This window comes from Amedibacillus dolichus DSM 3991 (assembly GCF_000154285.1).
Taxonomy (GTDB): domain Bacteria; phylum Bacillota_I; class Bacilli_A; order Erysipelotrichales; family Erysipelotrichaceae; genus Amedibacillus; species Amedibacillus dolichus.
The window spans coordinates 155,863-175,165 of record NZ_DS483474.1; the positions used below are offsets into that span (position 1 = coordinate 155,863).

Here is a 19,303-nt window from a genome sequence, read left to right on the forward strand (position 1 = left end):
AGCCTTTTAATCTTTTAAGGCTTTCTTTTTCTTAATTACAGCTAGGATAACAGCACCGAAGCTACTTAGTGCCAACATTGAAGCATATAGTCCTGTATTTGTGCTATCTCCTGTTCCAACATCACCCGGCTGCGTTTGTCCCGGTTTTGTAGGATTGTTACTTCCATTTCCAGGTTCTTCGTCAATACCCGGAACCTCTGCTTTTTCTAATGATGAAATTGCAGATTCTAATGTTAAAATCGCGGATTTGATTTCATCTAATGTTGCATATTCATTATCATATACAACATTTGCATTGTTTAAGGCATCCTTCAATTTCTTCCATGATGCTTCTGTATAATCTGCCTGATTATATGAATTTGCTTGATTGATTAGTGAAGCCAAGCTTTCTTTTGAATATATAGCAACCAAATCAGACTGCGCATTCAACAATCTTAAATAAGCTGCTTCCAATTCTGCCTCGCTTACCTCAGATTTTGCCAATACTTCTTTTGCGAAATTCAATGCTTCTTTAAAGTTAGCCCATGAAGCACTTGTATAGTCTTCTTCTAACAATGCCTCTGATTGTTCAACCAACTCTTTTAATGCGGACGTATCAACTTTTAATACCAATCGAACCATTGCATCAATCAATTCACGTTTTGCAATTTCCGCATCATTGGCAATGATTTCTGTTTGCTTCAACAATTCCTTCGCATTATTTAGTTTTTCTTGCAGCACAGCATAAGAAGCTGCTGTATATTTATCTGCTTGAACCTTTTCTGCATCTTTTATAATTGCTTCCAATCCGCTTGTATCTGCAACAGCTCTTGCATTATGCAATTTAATCTCAGAAGCGGAACCGTTGTTTCCTACTGCTTCAATGTATTTCAATGAAACATAACGTGTCTTAACTTCATCAAATCCAATTACCTTCTCTGTACTGTCATTTTTCAGTGTTCCCGCTTTGATCTTCTTCCAGCCGGTTGCCTCACTTACTTCCGTACCTGTCGGTTCGCTATCTCTAACATAAATTTCATATTTTGTTACATTACCATTGCTTCCGGTTTGGCGAGGAACATACGTTAAACCGTTGATATATTTCGGTTCTTTCATATCCAGCGTAATCCAATGAGGCATTTTCGTAACTGTCCAATCGGTATGCCACATAGTAGAAGTATCTCCATCTAACACTTTATCTGGTGAGCTTCCGTCCTTTTGATATGATGATGCAGTTGCTTTAATGGTAGATGAATCAATGTAATTTACATTCACCTGTGCCTTTAATTCCAAGTTCGCAATTGCTCTTGCCAACTGAGTAGCATAGCCATCAACAGTAGATTGCATGCTTACCGGTAAATCTCTTCTGATACCGGCTACAACAATTTCCAGTTCTTTTCTGCTTTCTTCAGTATAGATTTCCAAATACTCCTCATTGATAAGTGCTAAGTATTCATCAACTCTCGTGTAATCAGCTTTTTTATACTCGGTTGCAGAAATCTCTTTTTGTATCTTTTGTGTTAATGTATTGATTTCTTCCTGTGTTGGATTGTATTTTGCCAATACTTTTTCCGCTTCTTTTAATAAATCAGCGAATGCATCATTTTCTTTCAACAATTGATTTGCCGTAATACATGCGTAATCCAATTCCATCGTTGAAGCAAATGTAGCATCTGTTCCGACTCTGATATCATCTACATAACCAACAAAGGCATTTGTTTTACTTCCGATTGTTGTAATTGGAAGCATAGTAGTTGCATGCAATGGTTTATAATTTCCGGTTAAGTCAGCCAATTCATTAGAAGTCTTATCCTCTTTTGGATTGATAGAATCAACAAGCTTACCATTTACATATAAATCTGTGCGATCCTTCGTATTTTTGAATTCCAATTCTACCCATTCATCAAGTGGCAATTCATAATTGAAAGAATAGTCATAGTTTTCTCTTGAGAAACCTACTTTTCCGGTATTCTTCTGTACTGCCTTGATGCTTCCATATTCAGATTCAAACAATACTTGTTCGTTTGTACTTGTAGAAGTACGTTTTACTTTTACTCTTAGATCATTTCCAAGACCTGCGGTTTTTTCATTTGTAAGAACATAGCTTTCGCTTCCGTTTAACTTCAATGCTTCTTTTCCATCAACAGTTTCTTTTGTTGCATTCTTTGCTTTACTTACATCATTGAATGTTTCATGTAAGATAACACCATCTTTATCTTTTTCAACTTCATAAGCGAAATTGGTATTTGGCGCATCTCCCAACTGATCGGAAACATTTTGTGCTTGTTCTTGTGAATAAACACCTTTTCCCCAAAGCTTAGCAGCGAACAATGGTAAGCCTTGCTCGATACGATCGTAAACATCATATTCACTGATACCGTTATTTAAGTAATCCGTCATATCATTCCATACTGCAAATGCTCCACCAATCATTTGTTCATCACCAGCCGGAATCGTTACACCACCGACTGAGTTAATCGCCAAGTTATACATAATATCATTATTTAAATAGTCATAATAATATCCAGCAGCAGGAACGATATAGTAATGCGCATCATTACAGTTAATTAAGTCAAAGCCTTCTTCATACATTTGATCCATGTTTGCCCAACCGAAGTTCCATAAATTCATTTGAACATCTTTGCTGGTAACATCTACATCACCTTTAATAGAAGTTAAGCTTCCCCAAATACGTGCGGTTCTGCCGGAATTCTGCACATACGCTAACATATCATTACAGAATTTACGATAAGCATTTCCATCAGCACTGTATTCATCAGCACCAACATGAACTGTTGTTTGTTCATCGAATACCGGATTGGTTCCTGTCATATATTCCGCAAAGATACTTTTTACAAACTCCAAGCTTTGGTCATATTTACTTGTCAAGTTCAAGTGGTCGTTTTGTCTTCCGCTTGTACCATGTCTTAAGTCCGGTCTAACCTTTGTAAGTGCCAATGAGTGAGCAGGTGTATCAATTTCCGGAACAATGTTTACACCGTAAGTTCTTGATTCTTGAATATAATTTCTAAATTCTTCTTTTGTATAGAACACATCGGTGCTTGTCAAATCGGCTTTATTCAAACCGTTGTTTCCGCCTTTTTTAATATTTGATTCTAAGCGGAAGCCTGAATAAGCCTGCATCGGATCTTTTCCTTTATTTGTGTAATCCTCTAAAGGAATTAAGTTGTCATTTAAGTGAATTTGCAAGTCATTCATTTTATACCATGACATTTCTTTTGTTAACTGCTCTAAATAATCCATTGTAAATGTCTTTCTTCCGACATCTAAAATGAATCCACGTACCGGATACAGCGGATAATCACGGGTAATACCCTTTGCGATGCTGGTGTTATTGCCTTGCTTTAACGCTTGCAAAATGGTTCTGGTTCCCCAGAATGCTCCCGTCTGTGTATAAGCCTCAACAGTAACTGCATCATCAATGGTAATAAGATTTCCTTCCTCCATCAAACCTTTTGATGTATCTTTTGTTAAAGCAAAGAAAATATCGCCTTTATTTGCATCTTCCTTTGTTCCGCTTATAACCGTAAGCTTCTTTCCTGTCATATCTAAATAATCTTTCGCAAAAATTTCTGCGGTTTCTTTCAAGTCTGCACTTGCATAAATTACACGGCTGGAAGATGTCAATTCATAGTTTCCTTGCATACCCTTCCATTCTCTTAATTCAGGTAATACAAGCGGTGCTTTGTTATCCTTCTCTGTAACTTCATATTGTCCAGGAACGGTAACAGGAATTTCTTTAAATGAATATTCTTGTGTCTTTTTATCCACAAGTTTAAAGGATACTTTTACTTCTGTATCTACAATCGGCTGATAAATTGTTAAATCTTTATCTACAACCTGTTCATAATCTGTACCGTTATACGTGATTTCATAATCCTCTGAGTTAGGGATATTAACTTTTAATTTTTTATCACCTTTTTGTACTTTTTCAACGGAAATCTTATTTCCGATTTCTGAACTATCTTCCTTGATTTCTCCGCCATATACTTCCATTTCATAGATAGAGATACTATTATAGCTGTCTCCACCATCTGGATCTTCACTTGTAAAAGCATTGACCTTTAAACGTACATATCTGGCTTTCTGCACATCTTTTAAAACGATTCGCTCGTTCTTAGTAGAAGGTTTGTTCTTATTGGAATAAACCGTTGTCCAACTTTCTTCTTTTTCAGGATTTTCAGTGGCAATATCAATTTGATAATCGGTTGCTTTTCTTGTTTCCCAGAAAACCTTTACGGTTTTAACATCTAAAGTTTTTCCTAAATCGGTATAAATCCAATGAGGTCCGTCTCCTACATCACTTCCCCATCTAGAATCTCTGCTTGATGCATTTCCATCAAATGCATTGCTTGCTTTTACGGATTCAGCTTCAATCGAAGAAGCTTTAGCATTTGTTTTCAGAGCTACGTTTTCCATAGGATCTTGTAGTTCACCATCAGTCAATGATACTTTAAAATCTCTACAAGATACACTTTGATAACCATACATACCGGTAACTTCTAATTTAACGTAACGCCCTTTTACCGGTTCTTTCAATACCTCAACGACTTTAACTTTCTTATTACCGCTGCGCTCTACAACCGGTTTTCCGAAGTTATTTACATCATCAGATACATAAATCTTATAATCGCTTGCATATACATCTTCTTTTTCAAAAATAGCACTAAAGGTGTTCATGGAATAACTTTGTCCCAAATCAATATATGCCCACTGTGGTGGCGCTACTTCCGTAGACCAACGTGATTCTTCATCGGCATCGGTTAAATTCTTTGCAGGCATTGTTGAAAATTCAGCACTTGCCTTAACCGGCTTATTTAATGCTAAATTGGTATTCATCGGTGTTTCACTTTGTGCCTGTTCTTTTGCTGTGTCGTTTGAAGAATTCTTTGTTGCTTCATCAAAAACCGGATTTGCTGTACCTTCCGCAAATACATGAATAGGTGAAGTCATTGTCGGCAAAACCATACCGGTCGCTAATACTGCATTCAATACTTTTTTTAAGTTTTTCTTGTTCATTTTTTCTCCGGATATATTAAAGTCAATTCGATTGAATTTTTAATATACCTTTTCCTTTCTATCTACTATTGAACTAAGTTGACACGAGTTAATTATATGCATATTCTAAATAAGTATATTTGAATTTGTTTCTCCTCCCATCTGCTACTCAAAATGTATGCGCTTACCATAAAAGATTATCATAATTCTGTCCATTTGGCAATATTTAACAATTCAAGTTTTGATGTTTTTGATTCAAAATAGAATTTGTAATTTCGAATTTCTCTCCACAGAAAAATCCCACCTCCATTATACACATTACTTTGTGCTTCTACTTTAGTGGGATCATTTTATTTCTTAAATCGAATACATTTTACTTTTTCTCAATTAACATAATAATCGTATTAGCTAAATCACGAATTGTTTCGGCACTTGATAAAATCGTTTCTGCATGCATTAACAACAGACCTAATTCTAATTCACGATTTGTGTCTTTTTGTAAAGCTTGGTGATGAATTTCACTTGCTTTTTGAAAAGCATCATTTCCTTCTTTTAGGAGTGAGATATAATCACTTCCGGTCTTTGCTGCTTCTATCGCTTCTAAAAAACAACTTTTGGCAGTGCCTGCATAAGAAATAATTTGAAAGCAAATACTTTCGTAAACATTTTCATTCATTATAAATTCTCCTTGATGCTTTTATATACTTTCGCTCCGTCCATCATTCCATAAGCTTGCATATCAATATCCATTACCAATGTATTACCTGCCTCTGCTTGTACCTTCTTTTTCATATAACGAATCTGAGGACCTAATAAAATAATATCAGCTTGTGAAATATAGTCGCTTGAAGTCGCAAGCGGAACTGCCTTTATTTCCATTTCCACCCCGTCCTTTTGTGCTTCTTGACGAATTTTATCACACATAATTGCAGTTGAAGCTCCTTGAGAACAAATCAATAAGACATGTACCATTAAACTCACACCCTTTCTTTTTTATTAGCTTTTATAATTGCTAAAACACTTTCAACTAAATTAATCCCATTTCCTATAAAATAATTCGGAGAATTTTTTTGCTCTCTTCCTTTTTTCAGAATAATACTGTTTTTCACATGTTGACATAAAGTGCCCTTCATATTTGCACTCAACACATATACACTATATCCCAATGCCTGACATCTTTCTTCAATAAAAATTAAATCTTGTGTTTCTCCGCTTTCACTAATAAACAAAATCAATGATTTCTTATAATGCTCAAAATCTAAGGGACTTTTCGTTGTCGCAAAATAATCTAACTCGAGAAGTTTATCGCAAAAATATTCAGCAACATAACCGGAGTATCCAATTCCAATCACATGAAATCTCTCATACTCTAGGCTTAATATTTCTTGAATCAAGGTATCAATCGTATTTAAAGATGCTTCTGACATTGTAATTGAGCGAATCGCATCACTACTTCTATATTCAATACTACTTACCAAATCACCTTTTAAACTATACAGCATTTCATTATAGCCACTATACCCTAATTTTTTTGCTAATCGAACAATGCTGGTAGTAGAAACATAAGAACTTTTTGCGACTTCGCGAATAGGAATTTTTGCTCTCCCATTTTGAATTCTTAATAAAATCTCTTTTAAAATCGTAACTTCATTTGCTCTCAAATTATTGTTTTTTTCTATTTCATTAATGTTCATTACATCACCTTTTATTTGATTATACCATATTAACATAGGTATTTGAGATGATATCATGCAACATTCTTTTCTTCTTTGTTACTACCATACAAACAAGCGATAAAAGACCAATAATCATTGAAATTGTTACGAGATGTTCTACCGTATTTCTTCCAACAAATTCCATAATTACCATTCGTATATAGTTACTCAAAGGATTGAAACACCCTTCAATCAAAATCATACCGATAAAATTTCGAATCAGTAAAGATAACATTGATAATTTTCGAAAAGAATATGTTTTAATTTTTACTATTTTCTTTCCTAATGTTTGACCATTCCATATAAGGGGGAATACACATGTATATAGAATAAAGAATATGGATAATATCATCAATAAAAGGATTTGTAGTGATGGTTCAAAAAATTCTATTGAGACGAACCCTGCTACTAATTTTCCCTGACTAAAATAATATGATATTACTAATATTACATTCATAAAGAATGACATAATATACCAATCAATCGCATAGGCTATTAATCTTCTAATCATGTTGTATCCACCCCTATATCTTATTCAACAGTTACTTCTTGTTCCTCTTCGTAATATTTTTTATCTAATGTTTTAATAAATGGGTAATATAAAATTCCCGCTATAATTAAAATCACAATTTGCAATAATCCGCCTCGAATATCACCACACATTAGCCACCCACCTAGGAAAAACGGCATTGTCCAAGGTACTGCAACACCAGTTGGTAATGGAACAATCCCAAAAGACATTGCAAAGTAAGCAAGTGCGGTGCAAACTATCGGTACTAAAACAAACGGTATTACCATAACAGGGTTCATAACAAGTGGTAATCCAAATATAATAGGTTCGTTTACATTAAAGATACCCGGTAATAAACCACCTTTTCCAATCGTACGAATACGTTTTGATTTACAACAGAAAATCATTTCTACTGCAAGTGGAATAGTAAGTCCTGTTCCTCCTAAGAAGATAATCATATTGGCAAAGTCATTGGTAACGATATACGGTCTTAATGCCAATGCATCAGCTTGATATACTAACAAATTTGCATCACGTGCTGCATACCATAAAGGTGTCATAACAGCGGAAACAACATTTGTTCCGTGTAGTCCAAAGAACCATAAGAAAGAGTTCAAGAATGTTATCACCATTGTACCGACAAAAGATGTACCAAGACCTGTTAATGGTGCTTGTAATAATCCATAAATTAAATTATAGGCTGTTTCAAATGGCGTTGTTTGAATAATAAAACGAACAGTTATAAACAACGCACCGGAAATCAGTGTTGGAATTAAAGCTGTAAATTGCTCCTCTACAAACTTTGGAATATTTCCCGGCATTTTAATTACCAAATTTTTCTTTAAACAAAATGCATAAATTTCACATGACACAATTGATACAATGATTGCTAAAAATAATGCTGATGATCCGAATTCATTCATAGATAACATACTGTTTTCATCTAATGCAATGAGTAAGAAATAGCTCATCAAGGAAACAATAACACCCGGCATCATAGATACATTGTTTTTTCGACACAATTCATAAGATGTACCGATTAATGTAACAAACCCAATTAAACCAAATGTGGCAGGATTTAATACACTCCAGTTCCAACTTGCCCATGCTTCCTCACCAAATAAGTGAATCATAAAGTCTTGATAAGGCTGCCAAGGAAAATCACTGATAATGCAAGCAAAAGCTCCTAACAGTAACAATGGAATAGTTAACATAATTCCATATTGAATAGATGACAAATACTTGTTTTGTTCAAAAAACATCGCAATTGGATAAACTTTTTTCTCTAGCCAATCTGTTAATTTTTTCATAAACTTTCCTCCCTTATTTAAATGTTGGCCATAAATCTTTGTTTACTTCGATAAAACGAGATATTAATTTTTTTGCTAAGTCCCCATCTCTTACAATACGATTTTCCGTAAACGCTTGTCTTAATTTCAATGCGTCTTTTTCTAAGATCGCATCAACCAATAATTTTTCGCAAGCATACTGGTTTTCTAACAATCCTTTCTCAAATGCCGGTACACTTCCATAATGCAGAGGAACAATTTCTTCCTTACCAATACGACAAGATACCTCTAGCATCATCTCACTATCTAGATTTTGGCAAATACCATCGTTTTTAATCATAACGAGTGCAATTTCATTTGCATTATTAATAATAGATAATACCAACTCTACTAAATAAGACGCATGGACATCATTATCTGCATAAACAGTTGATGATGCTTGGGGATTATCAACTGTATAATCCGGATTGATTTTACTAGAAATATCAAACTCAGTACCTTTCATTCTTCCTAGCTCTGCAATTTTTCTACAATAATCAAATACCATAACCTCTCTTCCGTTCATGACCTCATCATAACGAGTATGGTGGATATTATAGTGCTTCAACGTCCTATCCGGATATAAATAATATAAGTTATAGGTATTTGGTAATGAGTATGGAAAATCATGTAGCATTTCTAAATGATCCAAGAATGTAATTGCCCAATGATCATTTTTATCTTTAATTTTTTTCTTAAACATTTCATGAATTTCATCATAATTTTCTTCCACATATTTTAATAAATCGGGTAAATAATCATGTCCTGTTTCTTTATCGTATAATCCGGTAAACCACCCAAAATGATTCAATCCGAAATAGCGTGGATATATTTGAGATCGTTTCACTCCAATCAATGGTAAATATGCATCTAATACAGAAGTTGGCATATCACAAATATTTACAATTTTTTTATCACTAGGGAAAATACGCTTCGTTGCTTCCGCAACAATAGCCGCCGGATTAGAATAATTAATAATCCAAGAATCTTTACTATATGTACGAATATCTTTAATCAAGTCTACCATTTGTATTACGCTGCGAACTCCGTATGCTAAACCTCCGGGTCCGCAAGTTTCCTGACCGATACAATCAAATTCGTATGGAATTTTTTCATCATTATTCCTTTGCTTCAAGCCGCCGGCACGAATTTGCACAAAAGCAAAATCAATATCTTCAAATGCTTTCCTTTTATCAGTAGTATAAAAGAATTCTAAATCCGGATAATATTCTTTAAACATTACTTCTCCGAATTTACCAACTACTTCTTGTCTTTCGCTATAAATATCATACAAAATAACTTTTCGTAAAGGGAAGTCATTCTGCATCATACATAATAACTCCATCATATCAGGAGTATACGTACTTCCACCACCGCAAATTACAACGGAATATTTTTTCATAAATACCTTCCTTTCTTAATTCATACTAGATCTAGTTCTTTATAACTGTAGTATATTCTAATTAAATACAATGTAAATAGTTAAACATGTTTTAGTAAAATGTGCCAAAAACCGTAACTTGTTACGCAGTAAAAACGATAAATATCAAAAAAAATGACACAGCTTTTGCCATGTCATTCTATCTCTAATTCCTTTAAATAACGATGTAACGCATCTTGCCACGTCGGCAGACGATCAAATCCGTTTCTATCCAACTCCGTTTTATTCATACGAGAATTGCAAGGGCGCTTTGCCTTTGTTGGAAATTCATCACTTGATACCGGTGTAACCTGTACATTCATACCTGCCTGCTTAAAGATTTCACAAGCAAATTCGTACCAACTGCAAATCCCCTCATTCGTTGCATGATAAGTACCGTATTTATCACTTTGAATCATATCCAAAACAAGCTTTGCCAAATCATAGGTATAAGTAGGAGAGCCAATCTGATCATTTACTACGCTCATCGCGCCTCTTTCCTTACCAAGACGAAGCATCGTCTTAATGAAATTATTTCCATTTTTACCAAATACCCATGCAATACGGATAATAAAGTGTTTCGCTAGTTTTTCTACTGCTAGTTCTCCCTCATACTTGGTCTGTCCATAAACATTCAGAGGAGCTCTTTTATCATATTCCTTCCAAGGCTCACTGCCTTGTCCGTTAAACACATAATCGGTTGAAAAATACATTATCGGAATATCCAATACTTCACAAACCTGTGCGATATTTTCCGTTCCCTCTTTATTTACCTTACGACAAGCTTCCTCCATATCCTCGGCTTTATCCACCGCTGTCCATGCCGCACAATGCACAACCGCATCATAGCCTCCCTTGGTTATGACCTCACGCACCTGCTTTGCATCGGTAATATCCATTTCATCAATATCAACACCGACAGCTTCTACTCCACGCTTTTCTGCTTCCTTTACAACGTCATAGCCTAACTGTCCTTTCACTCCGGTTACTAACAGCTTCATATTATACGCGTCCTTTTTCCTTATACATTTTATCAAAGTAATTCTGATATTCACCACTCAAGATATTTTGCCACCATTCCTTATTGTCAAGATACCATTGAATCGTCTGTTGAATACCGGTATCAAAGTTATACTTAGGAACCCAACCTAGTTCTGTTTCCAACTTAGTAGGATCAATTGCATAACGCATATCATGTCCTTTGCGATCCTCGACATACTTAATCAAACTTTCCGGCTTATTCAATGCCTTTAAAATAGTTTTCACAACCTCAAGATTGGTACGCTCATTATGTCCTCCGACATTATAAACCTCACCGACACGGCCTTTGCGTACAATCAAATCAATCGCTACACAGTGATCATATACATGCAGCCAATCACGTACATTTTCTCCGGTACCGTAAACCGGTAGGCTTTCATTCGCAAGCGCTCTTGATATCATCAACGGAATCAGCTTTTCCGGAAAATGATATGGTCCGTAATTGTTGGAACAACGAGAAATCGTTACCGGAAGTCCATAAGTTCTATGATATGCCAAAACAAACAAATCCGCACTTGCCTTTGCACTGGAATACGGGCTTGAAGTATGCAGTGGTGTGGTTTCGGTAAAGAATAAATCCGGACGATCAAGTGGGAGATCACCATACACCTCGTCTGTGGATACCTGATGATAACGAGTAATGCCATATTTCACACAAGCATCTAACAAGGTGGTCGTTCCCATAACATTTGTTTTCACAAAGATTTCCGGATCTTCAATTGAGCGATCCACATGACTTTCTGCCGCAAAATTTACTACGACATCAAATTTTTCCTTTTCAAACAGATCAAAGATAAACTCACGATCGGCAATATCTCCCTTGATAAATTTATAGTTTGGCTTATCCTCAACCGGCTTACATGTTTCTAAATTTCCGGCATAGGTCAGCTTATCCAAATTTACGATCATATCATCAGGATAGTTTTCTACCATATAATGCACAAAGTTACCGCCGATAAATCCGGCTCCTCCGGTTACTAAAAATCTCATCTTACGCTTCCTCCTTATAAACGAATTGATTATTGGCATCTTCTAAAGTAGGTCCATGCGCATCTTTTTCACTCAATACCGGTTCAATCCCATTCAGCAATGAACCCCAATCGACATTTACGCTAGGATCATCGTATCGCATACCACCCTCGGATTCCTTATTATAAACATTATCTACCTTATAGCGAAATTCCACATCATCGCTGATTGTTAAAAAACCATGTGCAAAGCCTTGTGGGATAAAGAACTGACGATGATTTTCCGCAGTTAATTCCACCGAAACCCATTCTCCATAGGTAGGACTTCCTTTGCGAATATCCACTGCTACATCAATGACTGCTCCTTTGGTGCAAGATACTAATTTGGACTGTGCATAGGGAGGATTTTGCCAATGCAAACCACGAAGTGTTCCTTTTTGGGCACTGAATGACATATTATCCTGTACAAATTCTACATCAATTCCAAGCTCTGCATATTTAGGCTTGGAATATGTTTCACTAAAATATCCGCGATGATCTCCGAATACATCGGTTTCGATAATTAAAACACCGGGTATTTTTGTTTTTATAGCTTTCATTCTTTCACTCCTTTATCAATATATTTACGATCCATGATTTTTTTCAAATAAGCACCGTATTGATTTTTCTTATATACCTCGTAGGTTGCCTCTAACTGCTTACGATCGATCCAGCCGTTGTCATAAGCAATTTCTTCTAGACAGGCAATCTTTCGATGCTGATGCTCCTCAATCGTTTTTACAAAGTTGGTCGCATCTACCAAGGATTCATGCGTTCCCGTATCTAGCCAAGTAAAACCATCACCTAAAAGACTTACACTTAATTCATTATTTTCTAAATATATTCGATTCAAATCGGTGATTTCCAACTCTCCACGTGCACTTGGCTGTAATCCTTTCGCATATTCAACAACACGATTATCATAGAAATATAACCCTGTAACAGCATAATTGGATTTTGGCACTGTCGGTTTTTCTTCTAAAGAAACAGCCTTGCCTTCCGCATTAAATTCCACAACACCAAAGCGTTGAGGATCTTCTACATAATAGCCGAACACCGTTGCGCCGCTTTCCTTTTCCGCTGCGGTACGCAAGCGCTTGGTAAGTCCATGTCCATGGAAAATATTATCTCCCAATACCATAGCCACAGAATCCTCACCGATAAAATCCGCTCCTAAAATAAAGGCTTGTGCCAATCCATCGGGAGAAGGCTGCACCACATAGCTTAATTCTACACCAAACTGACTTCCATTCCCTAACAACTCTTGGAAGCGAGGGGTATCATCAGGTGTGGAAATAATTAAAATCTCACGAATTCCGGCACGCATCAAAATACTCATCGGATAATAAATCATCGGTTTGTCATAAATCGGAAGTAGTTGCTTGCTGGTTACTTTGGTTAATGGATATAATCTTGTTCCACTGCCACCGGCTAAAATAATACCTTTCATTTCATTTTCCTCCTATGAATACATAAATAGTTTCTTTATGTAGGCAAGTTCAGTATAAACCATTACGTAACGTCAGAGTCAACGGATTTTATGAAATTCCTATCTAATTCTTCTTTTATATTGTCATTTTAAATCTCTGTTTTATTTTATGCTTACTTACTGCCTGATTTTTTATTGCATATCCTTAACAATATTGCTTCTTGCTTTGAAAAACGGATATAAAAAACAGTCGATCATAACAATCAACTGCTTATTCTCACACTATATGACATATTCTTCTCGTATTAAATTTTCTTTAACTGTTCACTTATATCACGACCGCCATACATGACAGTAACGATACGCACAACCTTTTCTTCCAAGTAAGGAATATATAAAATAACGAAGTTATCTATCGAAAGAACTCGCATACCTCGACGATGCCACAGTTTGATGCTAGAATAAAAACCGTATCAGTTAAATGTGAGAGTTAAAGCATCTTATGGTATACTGTCATAAATTATTAACACAGAAAGAAGAGGAATTTAATTATGGCTAAACCTACATTTACAGATGAATTTAAACAAGGAGTTGTTCAGTATGTACTTGATCATCCTGATGAATCTAAACTTTCTATTGCTAAACGTTTTGACATTGCTGACAGTACTGTTCATAAATGGGTGAAAGATGCTGATAAAAATAATGGTACTATTGTTTCCAGAGGTTCTGGTAATTTCTCTAGTGATGAAGCTAAAGAAATTGCTCGTTTGCGTAAGGAGCTTAAAGATACACAGGATGCGCTTGATGTCTTAAAAAAGGCTATTGGCATACTGGGAAAATAACGAAACAGGAACTTTATTATCAAATCAAAATAAAAAAGCAGAATGATAATAATGCTTCGATTTCCGGTATGCTCGATAAACTTAATGTCAGTAAATCAGGATATTATGATTATGTTAACAGAAAACCTTCTAAACAAAAAGTTAGAAAACAGGAACTCAGTAAAAAAATAAAAGCAATTCATGAAGAATCACATGAAATTTATGGAGCACCGAAAATAACTGTAAAACTGAATCAGTCAGGAATAAAAGTCAGCGAAAAATATGTGGGCAATATTATGCGTGAGATGGGTATTAAAGCCCATTATATCAGACCATGCACAATAACCACTAAGGACTGTGATTTTTCATCAAAACTGAAGAATATTCTAAAACGTAATTTCAATCCTGAAAAGCCGAATTCAGCCTGGTGTACAGATATAACCTATATTTGGACACAGGAAGAAGGATTTGTGTATCTGACAAGTATAATGGATTTATACTCAAGAAAAATAATAGCTTGGAAACTAACAAAAACAATGGAAGTAGAGGAAGTATTAAAATGTCTGGAAGAAGCAAAAAGGAGGAGAAAAACAGATAATCCGGTAGTAATACACAGTGACAGAGGTGTTCAATTCACATCAAAAAAATACTATAATCTAACGGTAGGAATGATCGGCAGTTACTCTAAAAAAGGGAATCCATGGGATAATGCATGCATAGAATCATTTCATGCATTGATAAAAAGAGAATGGCTAAACAGAAAAAAGATAAATGACTATTCAGAAGCTTATCAGATGGTATTTGAATACATAGAAGGATTTTACAATACAGTAAGAATACATTCTCATTGTGATTACCAATCTCCAAACAAATATGAAAAAAACTACTACCAGAATAATTTAAACTAAAAATTGAAAATTCTTATATTTTAGTTGTCCGAAATCTTGACATAGTACCAGTTCCTTTTCATAACGGCGATAACGTTCCGGTAATTCATCAAGGGATAGAATAGCCTTCCATAATCGTTTGATTTGCTTTTCTGCAATTGCAGGTGCACACAAATCCATTTTAATATAAAGAAAGATATTCCTTAAATCTCTGTCGGCTTTTTCTGTTAATTCTACTGCAAATTTCATAAATCAAAATCTTTTTGCATTTCGGCAAATGCCTGTTTTGCGGGCTTTGTTCTTCCTGCCAAAATATCCGCATATCCTTTTTCAAGCTCTGCATTCAATCCCTCTTCATTAAGCGACTCCATGCAGACAGGGTTTTCATACGGCAATCGCACTTCAAAAGGAAGTCCTTTTTTTAAAACAATCTGTTTAAAAAACATATCAATCGCATTAGAGGTAGGAATACCAAGTGCAGATAATATGGTTTCTGCCTGTTCCTTTAATACAGGGTCAATTCTTGCATATACGCTTGCTGATTTTGCCATAACAACGACTCCTTTCATAGAAACAGTGTTTCTCTTTCTATGTTCATTATACTGTGATGTATTGATATAAGCAATACACTTTTATATGCAAACAAGCTACCAATCTACCTTCCTTAACGAATAATAGCTACCGCAAGCTATCATTCTTTATTTTTCACAAATAAATACACCTGCTTCTTTTGTTATATAAATAGCACCCTCCTGCTCAATTTTTGCTTCTATAAAGCTTTTAAATTCCTCCATACGCTCTGCCAGCATATCCATTTGATTACCATGACAGCTCATGATATAAGAAAATAATGCCTGTGCATCATCTACCGATAAAGCATCTTTATATAATCGCTTCTCCGCCTTTGAAAAATATCGTTTCAATATTTCTTCCCCGTTTTCCAAACCGAAGATTTGCGGCAAGCTGCGATCGGACAGTGTAATCTGTTCATCAAACTCTTTCACAAGCTGATTGATTTCCTGCATGTGTCGCTTACTATATGTACTGCAATAGAAATGTCCGCCTTTTTTTAATACCCTGTGAATTTCCTTTAAACCGGCTGTTACATCATTCAAATAAAAAAGCATGTGATTGGCAATCATCGCATCAAAGTATTCCTGTTTAAAAGGAATGCTGTTGGCATCAATCTGCATATAGTTAAAAGCTTCTCCCAGCACCTTACGTGTGGACTCCAACATACCCTGCGAAATATCCGATAAAAAGATTTCCTTATTACGCATATTGAGTGGCTGCTGCTTCCAAAGTTCTCCCGATCCACACCCCAGTTCCAATATACGATGCGCTTCTGTGAAGTCGATTTGCTGATACAACCAGTTAAACCAACCTTGTGAATTTTGAGAAAAGCGCTCATGTAGGGAAATACGAATCGACAAATGTCGTTCATCACGATAATGCTCGATAATTTTTTCTTCTTCGGTATTCAGCTGTAATACCGAAACCATTTTATCCCACGTAAAACTTCCTTGCCGTAACAGCTGTTTGGTTTGCACAAGCGAATCCTTTAAAAGCTGCGCATGACGGATTTTCTTATCCAACAAATCAATTTGCAGCTGTAAAGATTCCTCCATTGCTGTATGATTGGTGTCAATATCCATCATTTTAATTTCATTTAAAGAAAAGCCCAGTTGTTTTAAGGAAATGATGCGCTGTAAACGAATAAAATCATCTTCACTGTATTTTCGATATCCGTTTTCCATGATAAAGGAAGGCTTCAAAAGCCCTTGTTTATCGTAGTAGCGTATCGTTCTTTCCGTAACATTGGCTAGACGTGCAAATTGTCCGGTGGTAAAATAGCTTTTCATATCGCTATTATAGCGTATTTCACTAGAGAAATACAGAAAAGACAATATTGTTTTTATTGATAAGCTTTCGAGTACGAAATGTTTTCACAGACTTTTTATCTTAAAAATAGACTGCCGGCTGAATATCGTTTTTTCTTTTCAAAGCAAACAAGAAAAAATACAATCCGATTGGTGCTGGATCAGACAAGATTGTTGGTTAAGCAAAACAGTTTTCTATCATATGTATAGCATCACTATATTTTTATGATTCCATCTTAACTAAGAATATTATAAAATCCATTATATAATATATACTTTACATTATGTAATTTATAATATATAATAAATATGTAAAAGAAAGGAGCAATACATAGCATTGTGAAGAATAAAAGAATAAAAATAGCCAGACTTGAATGCGATATGAGCCAAGAAGATTTAGCAAAGGCAGTAGGTGCAACACGTCAAACCATCGGGTTGATCGAAGCAGGTAATTATAATCCTTCGCTTAAACTTTGTTTAGCCATCTGTAAAGCACTTAATAAAACTTTAGACGATTTATTTTGGGAGGAACAACATGAAAATAAATAAAATGAAAGACGAGCGTATCGTTCAATTAAATAACAAAATTCAAAGTGAAGCATTTATTTTGACGATTATGATCTTAGCATTATCTATCTTTATAAAATCTTATATATTTGATATGGGTATACGAGAATATTTAATAGAATTGATTATTATGATGGTTTCGATTGCATACCTTTCCATCAGAGGAGCTACGGTCGGTTACAGTTCAATGGATACTATATATTTTGGAAAGAAGTTCAAGATAATCGCTATCCTACTTCTAGCAATTCTGATTACTATTTTTAACGGAATTAGAAATTATACTTTCTATGGTAAAAACTATGACGGAATATCTGATATACATTTTCTTTCTGTAATTGGTGTTACATTTATATCTTCACTCATTTTTGTTTCTTTCCTTTTAGGTGCTGTATATTCTATTGAAAGAGTAGGACAAAAACGCCTTGAAAAACAGCTTGATAATAACGAGGAATAAATACATTAAGCTATGATAAAGCATGGAAAGTTAATCATAACTTAGAGTAAAAGTAAATAATCATATTTATAAAAAAAATAGGAAACATACAGATATTCTGTATAACCTCCTATTTTTATTTTCCCATAGGTCAAGATGCATTTTTTCGAATATATATTATTTTGTTGTCTGTAAGAAATGCCAAGCGTCCTTACACATATCCTCAAGATTTTTCTCAGCCTTCCAACCTAATTCCTTAAAGGCTTTTTCAGTGCTTGCATAGCATGTCGCAATATCACCCGGACGTCTTGGATCGATCTGATATGGCACTTCGATATCATTTACCTTTGCAAAGGTATTGACAACATCAAGTACACTATAACCGATTCCGGTTCCTAGGTTATAACAATCGACTCCGATTGGTTCCATTACCTTATTTACCGCATTCACATGTCCCTTTGCCAGATCCACTACATGAATATAATCACGAACTCCCGTTCCATCTGGTGTGTCGTAATCATTTCCATATACATGCAGATAAGGAAGCTCTTTATTCGCAACCTTAACGATATAAGGCATCAAATTATTAGGGATATCATTTGGACTTTCTCCAAGCAAACCACTGGCATGTGCACCGATTGGATTAAAGTAGCGCAACAAAGCAATATTCCATTCATTATCGGAAATATGCAAATCACGTAAAATTCCTTCAATCAACAGCTTGGTTGTACCATAAGGATTGGTCGTCGGTCCAAGTGGGAAATCTTCAAAAATCGGAACACTTTTCGGATTTCCATACACTGTTGCACTTGATGAGAATACCAAGCGTTTGCAGTTATGCTTTGCCATCACCTTGCATAGCGCTAAGGTACTCATAATATTGTTTTCATAATACATGATCGGCTTTTGAACAGACTCTCCAACTGCTTTATAGCCGGCAAAATGAATCGCCGCATCAATCGCATGCTCATTAAATATCGTTTCTAACGCTTCTTCATCACAACAATCTGCTTCATAAAAAGCAGGACGTGTGCCGGTAATGCGTTCAATTTTATCCACAACATCACTTTGCGAATTGTATAAGTTATCAATAATAACGACGTCATGTCCTGCTTCAATCAATTCCACACAGGTATGACTTCCGATAAATCCTGTACCGCCGGTAACTAAAATTTTCATAAGGTTTCTCCTTTTACATTTACTTTTTTATTATAAGCCACCGATATCCGTTTTTCAATATCTTTATAGATACCTATCTTTCTCATT

Annotated in this window: 20 protein-coding genes; 4 read left to right on the forward strand and 16 right to left on the reverse strand. The window is 35.2% G+C overall.

Annotated elements, in window-relative coordinates:
* Positions 1-6 precede the first annotated feature (6 nt).
* The 12 genes from EUBDOL_RS03740 to EUBDOL_RS11795 all read right to left on the reverse strand — a co-directional run bounded on the left by EUBDOL_RS03740 (position 7) and on the right by EUBDOL_RS11795 (position 13,880).
* Positions 7-5,019 carry a discoidin domain-containing protein gene (locus EUBDOL_RS03740; protein WP_004798644.1) on the reverse strand — a complete coding sequence of 1,671 codons (5,013 nt, stop codon included), beginning with the start codon at positions 5,017-5,019 and terminating at the stop codon, positions 7-9.
* Between the two features lie 352 nt (positions 5,020-5,371).
* Positions 5,372-5,674 carry a PTS lactose/cellobiose transporter subunit IIA gene (locus tag EUBDOL_RS03745; protein ID WP_004798648.1) on the reverse strand — a complete coding sequence of 101 codons (303 nt, stop codon included), beginning with the start codon at positions 5,672-5,674 and terminating at the stop codon, positions 5,372-5,374.
* Positions 5,674-5,970: a PTS sugar transporter subunit IIB gene (locus tag EUBDOL_RS03750; protein ID WP_004798650.1), complete on the reverse strand. Its 297-nt coding sequence runs from the start codon at positions 5,968-5,970 to the stop codon at positions 5,674-5,676. The genes EUBDOL_RS03745 and EUBDOL_RS03750 overlap by 1 nt, the downstream gene beginning before the upstream one ends.
* 5 nt (positions 5,971-5,975) lie before the next feature.
* Complete coding sequence (locus EUBDOL_RS03755; protein WP_050750074.1) at positions 5,976-6,692, reverse strand: MurR/RpiR family transcriptional regulator; 717 nt, start codon at positions 6,690-6,692, stop codon at positions 5,976-5,978.
* Positions 6,693-6,711: 19 nt separating this feature from the next.
* Positions 6,712-7,224, reverse strand: coding sequence for an RDD family protein (locus tag EUBDOL_RS03760; RefSeq protein WP_004798653.1), 513 nt, complete (start codon positions 7,222-7,224; stop codon positions 6,712-6,714).
* Between the two features lie 20 nt (positions 7,225-7,244).
* Entirely contained in the window at positions 7,245-8,534 is a 1,290-nt protein-coding gene (locus tag EUBDOL_RS03765) for a PTS sugar transporter subunit IIC (protein ID WP_004798655.1), read from the reverse strand.
* 13 nt (positions 8,535-8,547) lie between these two features.
* Complete coding sequence (locus EUBDOL_RS03770; protein WP_004798657.1) at positions 8,548-9,954, reverse strand: 6-phospho-alpha-glucosidase; 1,407 nt, start codon at positions 9,952-9,954, stop codon at positions 8,548-8,550.
* 173 nt (positions 9,955-10,127) lie between these two features.
* Positions 10,128-10,973: a dTDP-4-dehydrorhamnose reductase gene (gene rfbD / locus EUBDOL_RS03775; RefSeq protein WP_004798660.1), complete on the reverse strand. Its 846-nt coding sequence runs from the start codon at positions 10,971-10,973 to the stop codon at positions 10,128-10,130.
* A 1-nt stretch (position 10,974) separates the two neighbouring features.
* Positions 10,975-12,003: a dTDP-glucose 4,6-dehydratase gene (gene rfbB, locus EUBDOL_RS03780; RefSeq protein WP_004798662.1), complete on the reverse strand. Its 1,029-nt coding sequence runs from the start codon at positions 12,001-12,003 to the stop codon at positions 10,975-10,977.
* Between the two features lies 1 nt (position 12,004).
* Entirely contained in the window at positions 12,005-12,580 is a 576-nt protein-coding gene (gene rfbC, locus EUBDOL_RS03785) for a dTDP-4-dehydrorhamnose 3,5-epimerase (RefSeq protein WP_004798664.1), read from the reverse strand.
* Positions 12,577-13,470 (reverse strand): glucose-1-phosphate thymidylyltransferase RfbA, encoded by an 894-nt coding sequence (rfbA, locus tag EUBDOL_RS03790; protein ID WP_004798666.1) that lies wholly within the window; start codon positions 13,468-13,470, stop codon positions 12,577-12,579. The genes rfbC and rfbA overlap by 4 nt, the downstream gene beginning before the upstream one ends.
* Before the next feature lie 284 nt (positions 13,471-13,754).
* The gene (locus tag EUBDOL_RS11795) at positions 13,755-13,880 is read right to left on the reverse strand and encodes a hypothetical protein (RefSeq protein WP_004798668.1); all 126 of its coding nucleotides are present in this window, start codon (positions 13,878-13,880) and stop codon (positions 13,755-13,757) included.
* Between the two features lie 120 nt (positions 13,881-14,000).
* Between EUBDOL_RS11795 and EUBDOL_RS03795 the strand changes: the two genes are divergently transcribed.
* Together EUBDOL_RS03795 and EUBDOL_RS03800 are read left to right on the forward strand one after the other, a co-directional pair.
* Positions 14,001-14,291, forward strand: a complete 291-nt coding sequence (locus EUBDOL_RS03795; RefSeq protein ID WP_004798671.1) for a transposase — start codon at positions 14,001-14,003, stop codon at positions 14,289-14,291.
* Positions 14,288-15,178: an IS3 family transposase gene (locus EUBDOL_RS03800; RefSeq protein WP_328284342.1), complete on the forward strand. Its 891-nt coding sequence runs from the start codon at positions 14,288-14,290 to the stop codon at positions 15,176-15,178. The genes EUBDOL_RS03795 and EUBDOL_RS03800 overlap by 4 nt, the downstream gene beginning before the upstream one ends.
* Here EUBDOL_RS03800 and EUBDOL_RS03805 read toward each other — a convergent pair.
* From EUBDOL_RS03805 to EUBDOL_RS03815, 3 genes are all read right to left on the reverse strand, one after another.
* On the reverse strand, positions 15,170-15,406 hold the full coding sequence (locus EUBDOL_RS03805) for a type II toxin-antitoxin system RelE/ParE family toxin (protein ID WP_004798674.1): 237 nt from the start codon (positions 15,404-15,406) through the stop codon (positions 15,170-15,172). The genes EUBDOL_RS03800 and EUBDOL_RS03805 overlap by 9 nt on opposite strands.
* Positions 15,403-15,708: a type II toxin-antitoxin system RelB/DinJ family antitoxin gene (locus EUBDOL_RS03810; protein ID WP_022420824.1), complete on the reverse strand. Its 306-nt coding sequence runs from the start codon at positions 15,706-15,708 to the stop codon at positions 15,403-15,405. Before EUBDOL_RS03810 ends, EUBDOL_RS03805 begins: the two co-directional genes overlap by 4 nt.
* 147 nt (positions 15,709-15,855) lie before the next feature.
* The gene (locus EUBDOL_RS03815) at positions 15,856-17,019 is read right to left on the reverse strand and encodes a MerR family transcriptional regulator (protein ID WP_004798677.1); all 1,164 of its coding nucleotides are present in this window, start codon (positions 17,017-17,019) and stop codon (positions 15,856-15,858) included.
* A gap of 357 nt (positions 17,020-17,376) precedes the next feature.
* Between EUBDOL_RS03815 and EUBDOL_RS03820 the strand changes: the two genes are divergently transcribed.
* Together EUBDOL_RS03820 and EUBDOL_RS03825 are read left to right on the forward strand one after the other, a co-directional pair.
* Entirely contained in the window at positions 17,377-17,586 is a 210-nt protein-coding gene (locus EUBDOL_RS03820) for a helix-turn-helix transcriptional regulator (RefSeq protein ID WP_004798679.1), read from the forward strand.
* The gene (locus EUBDOL_RS03825) at positions 17,573-18,058 is read left to right on the forward strand and encodes a DUF6773 family protein (protein WP_004798682.1); all 486 of its coding nucleotides are present in this window, start codon (positions 17,573-17,575) and stop codon (positions 18,056-18,058) included. Before EUBDOL_RS03820 ends, EUBDOL_RS03825 begins: the two co-directional genes overlap by 14 nt.
* 156 nt (positions 18,059-18,214) lie before the next feature.
* On the opposite strand, the gene galE is transcribed toward EUBDOL_RS03825, so the two are convergent.
* Positions 18,215-19,216, reverse strand: a complete 1,002-nt coding sequence (gene galE / locus EUBDOL_RS03830) for a UDP-glucose 4-epimerase GalE (RefSeq protein ID WP_004798684.1) — start codon at positions 19,214-19,216, stop codon at positions 18,215-18,217.
* Between the last annotated feature and the right edge of the window lie 87 nt (positions 19,217-19,303).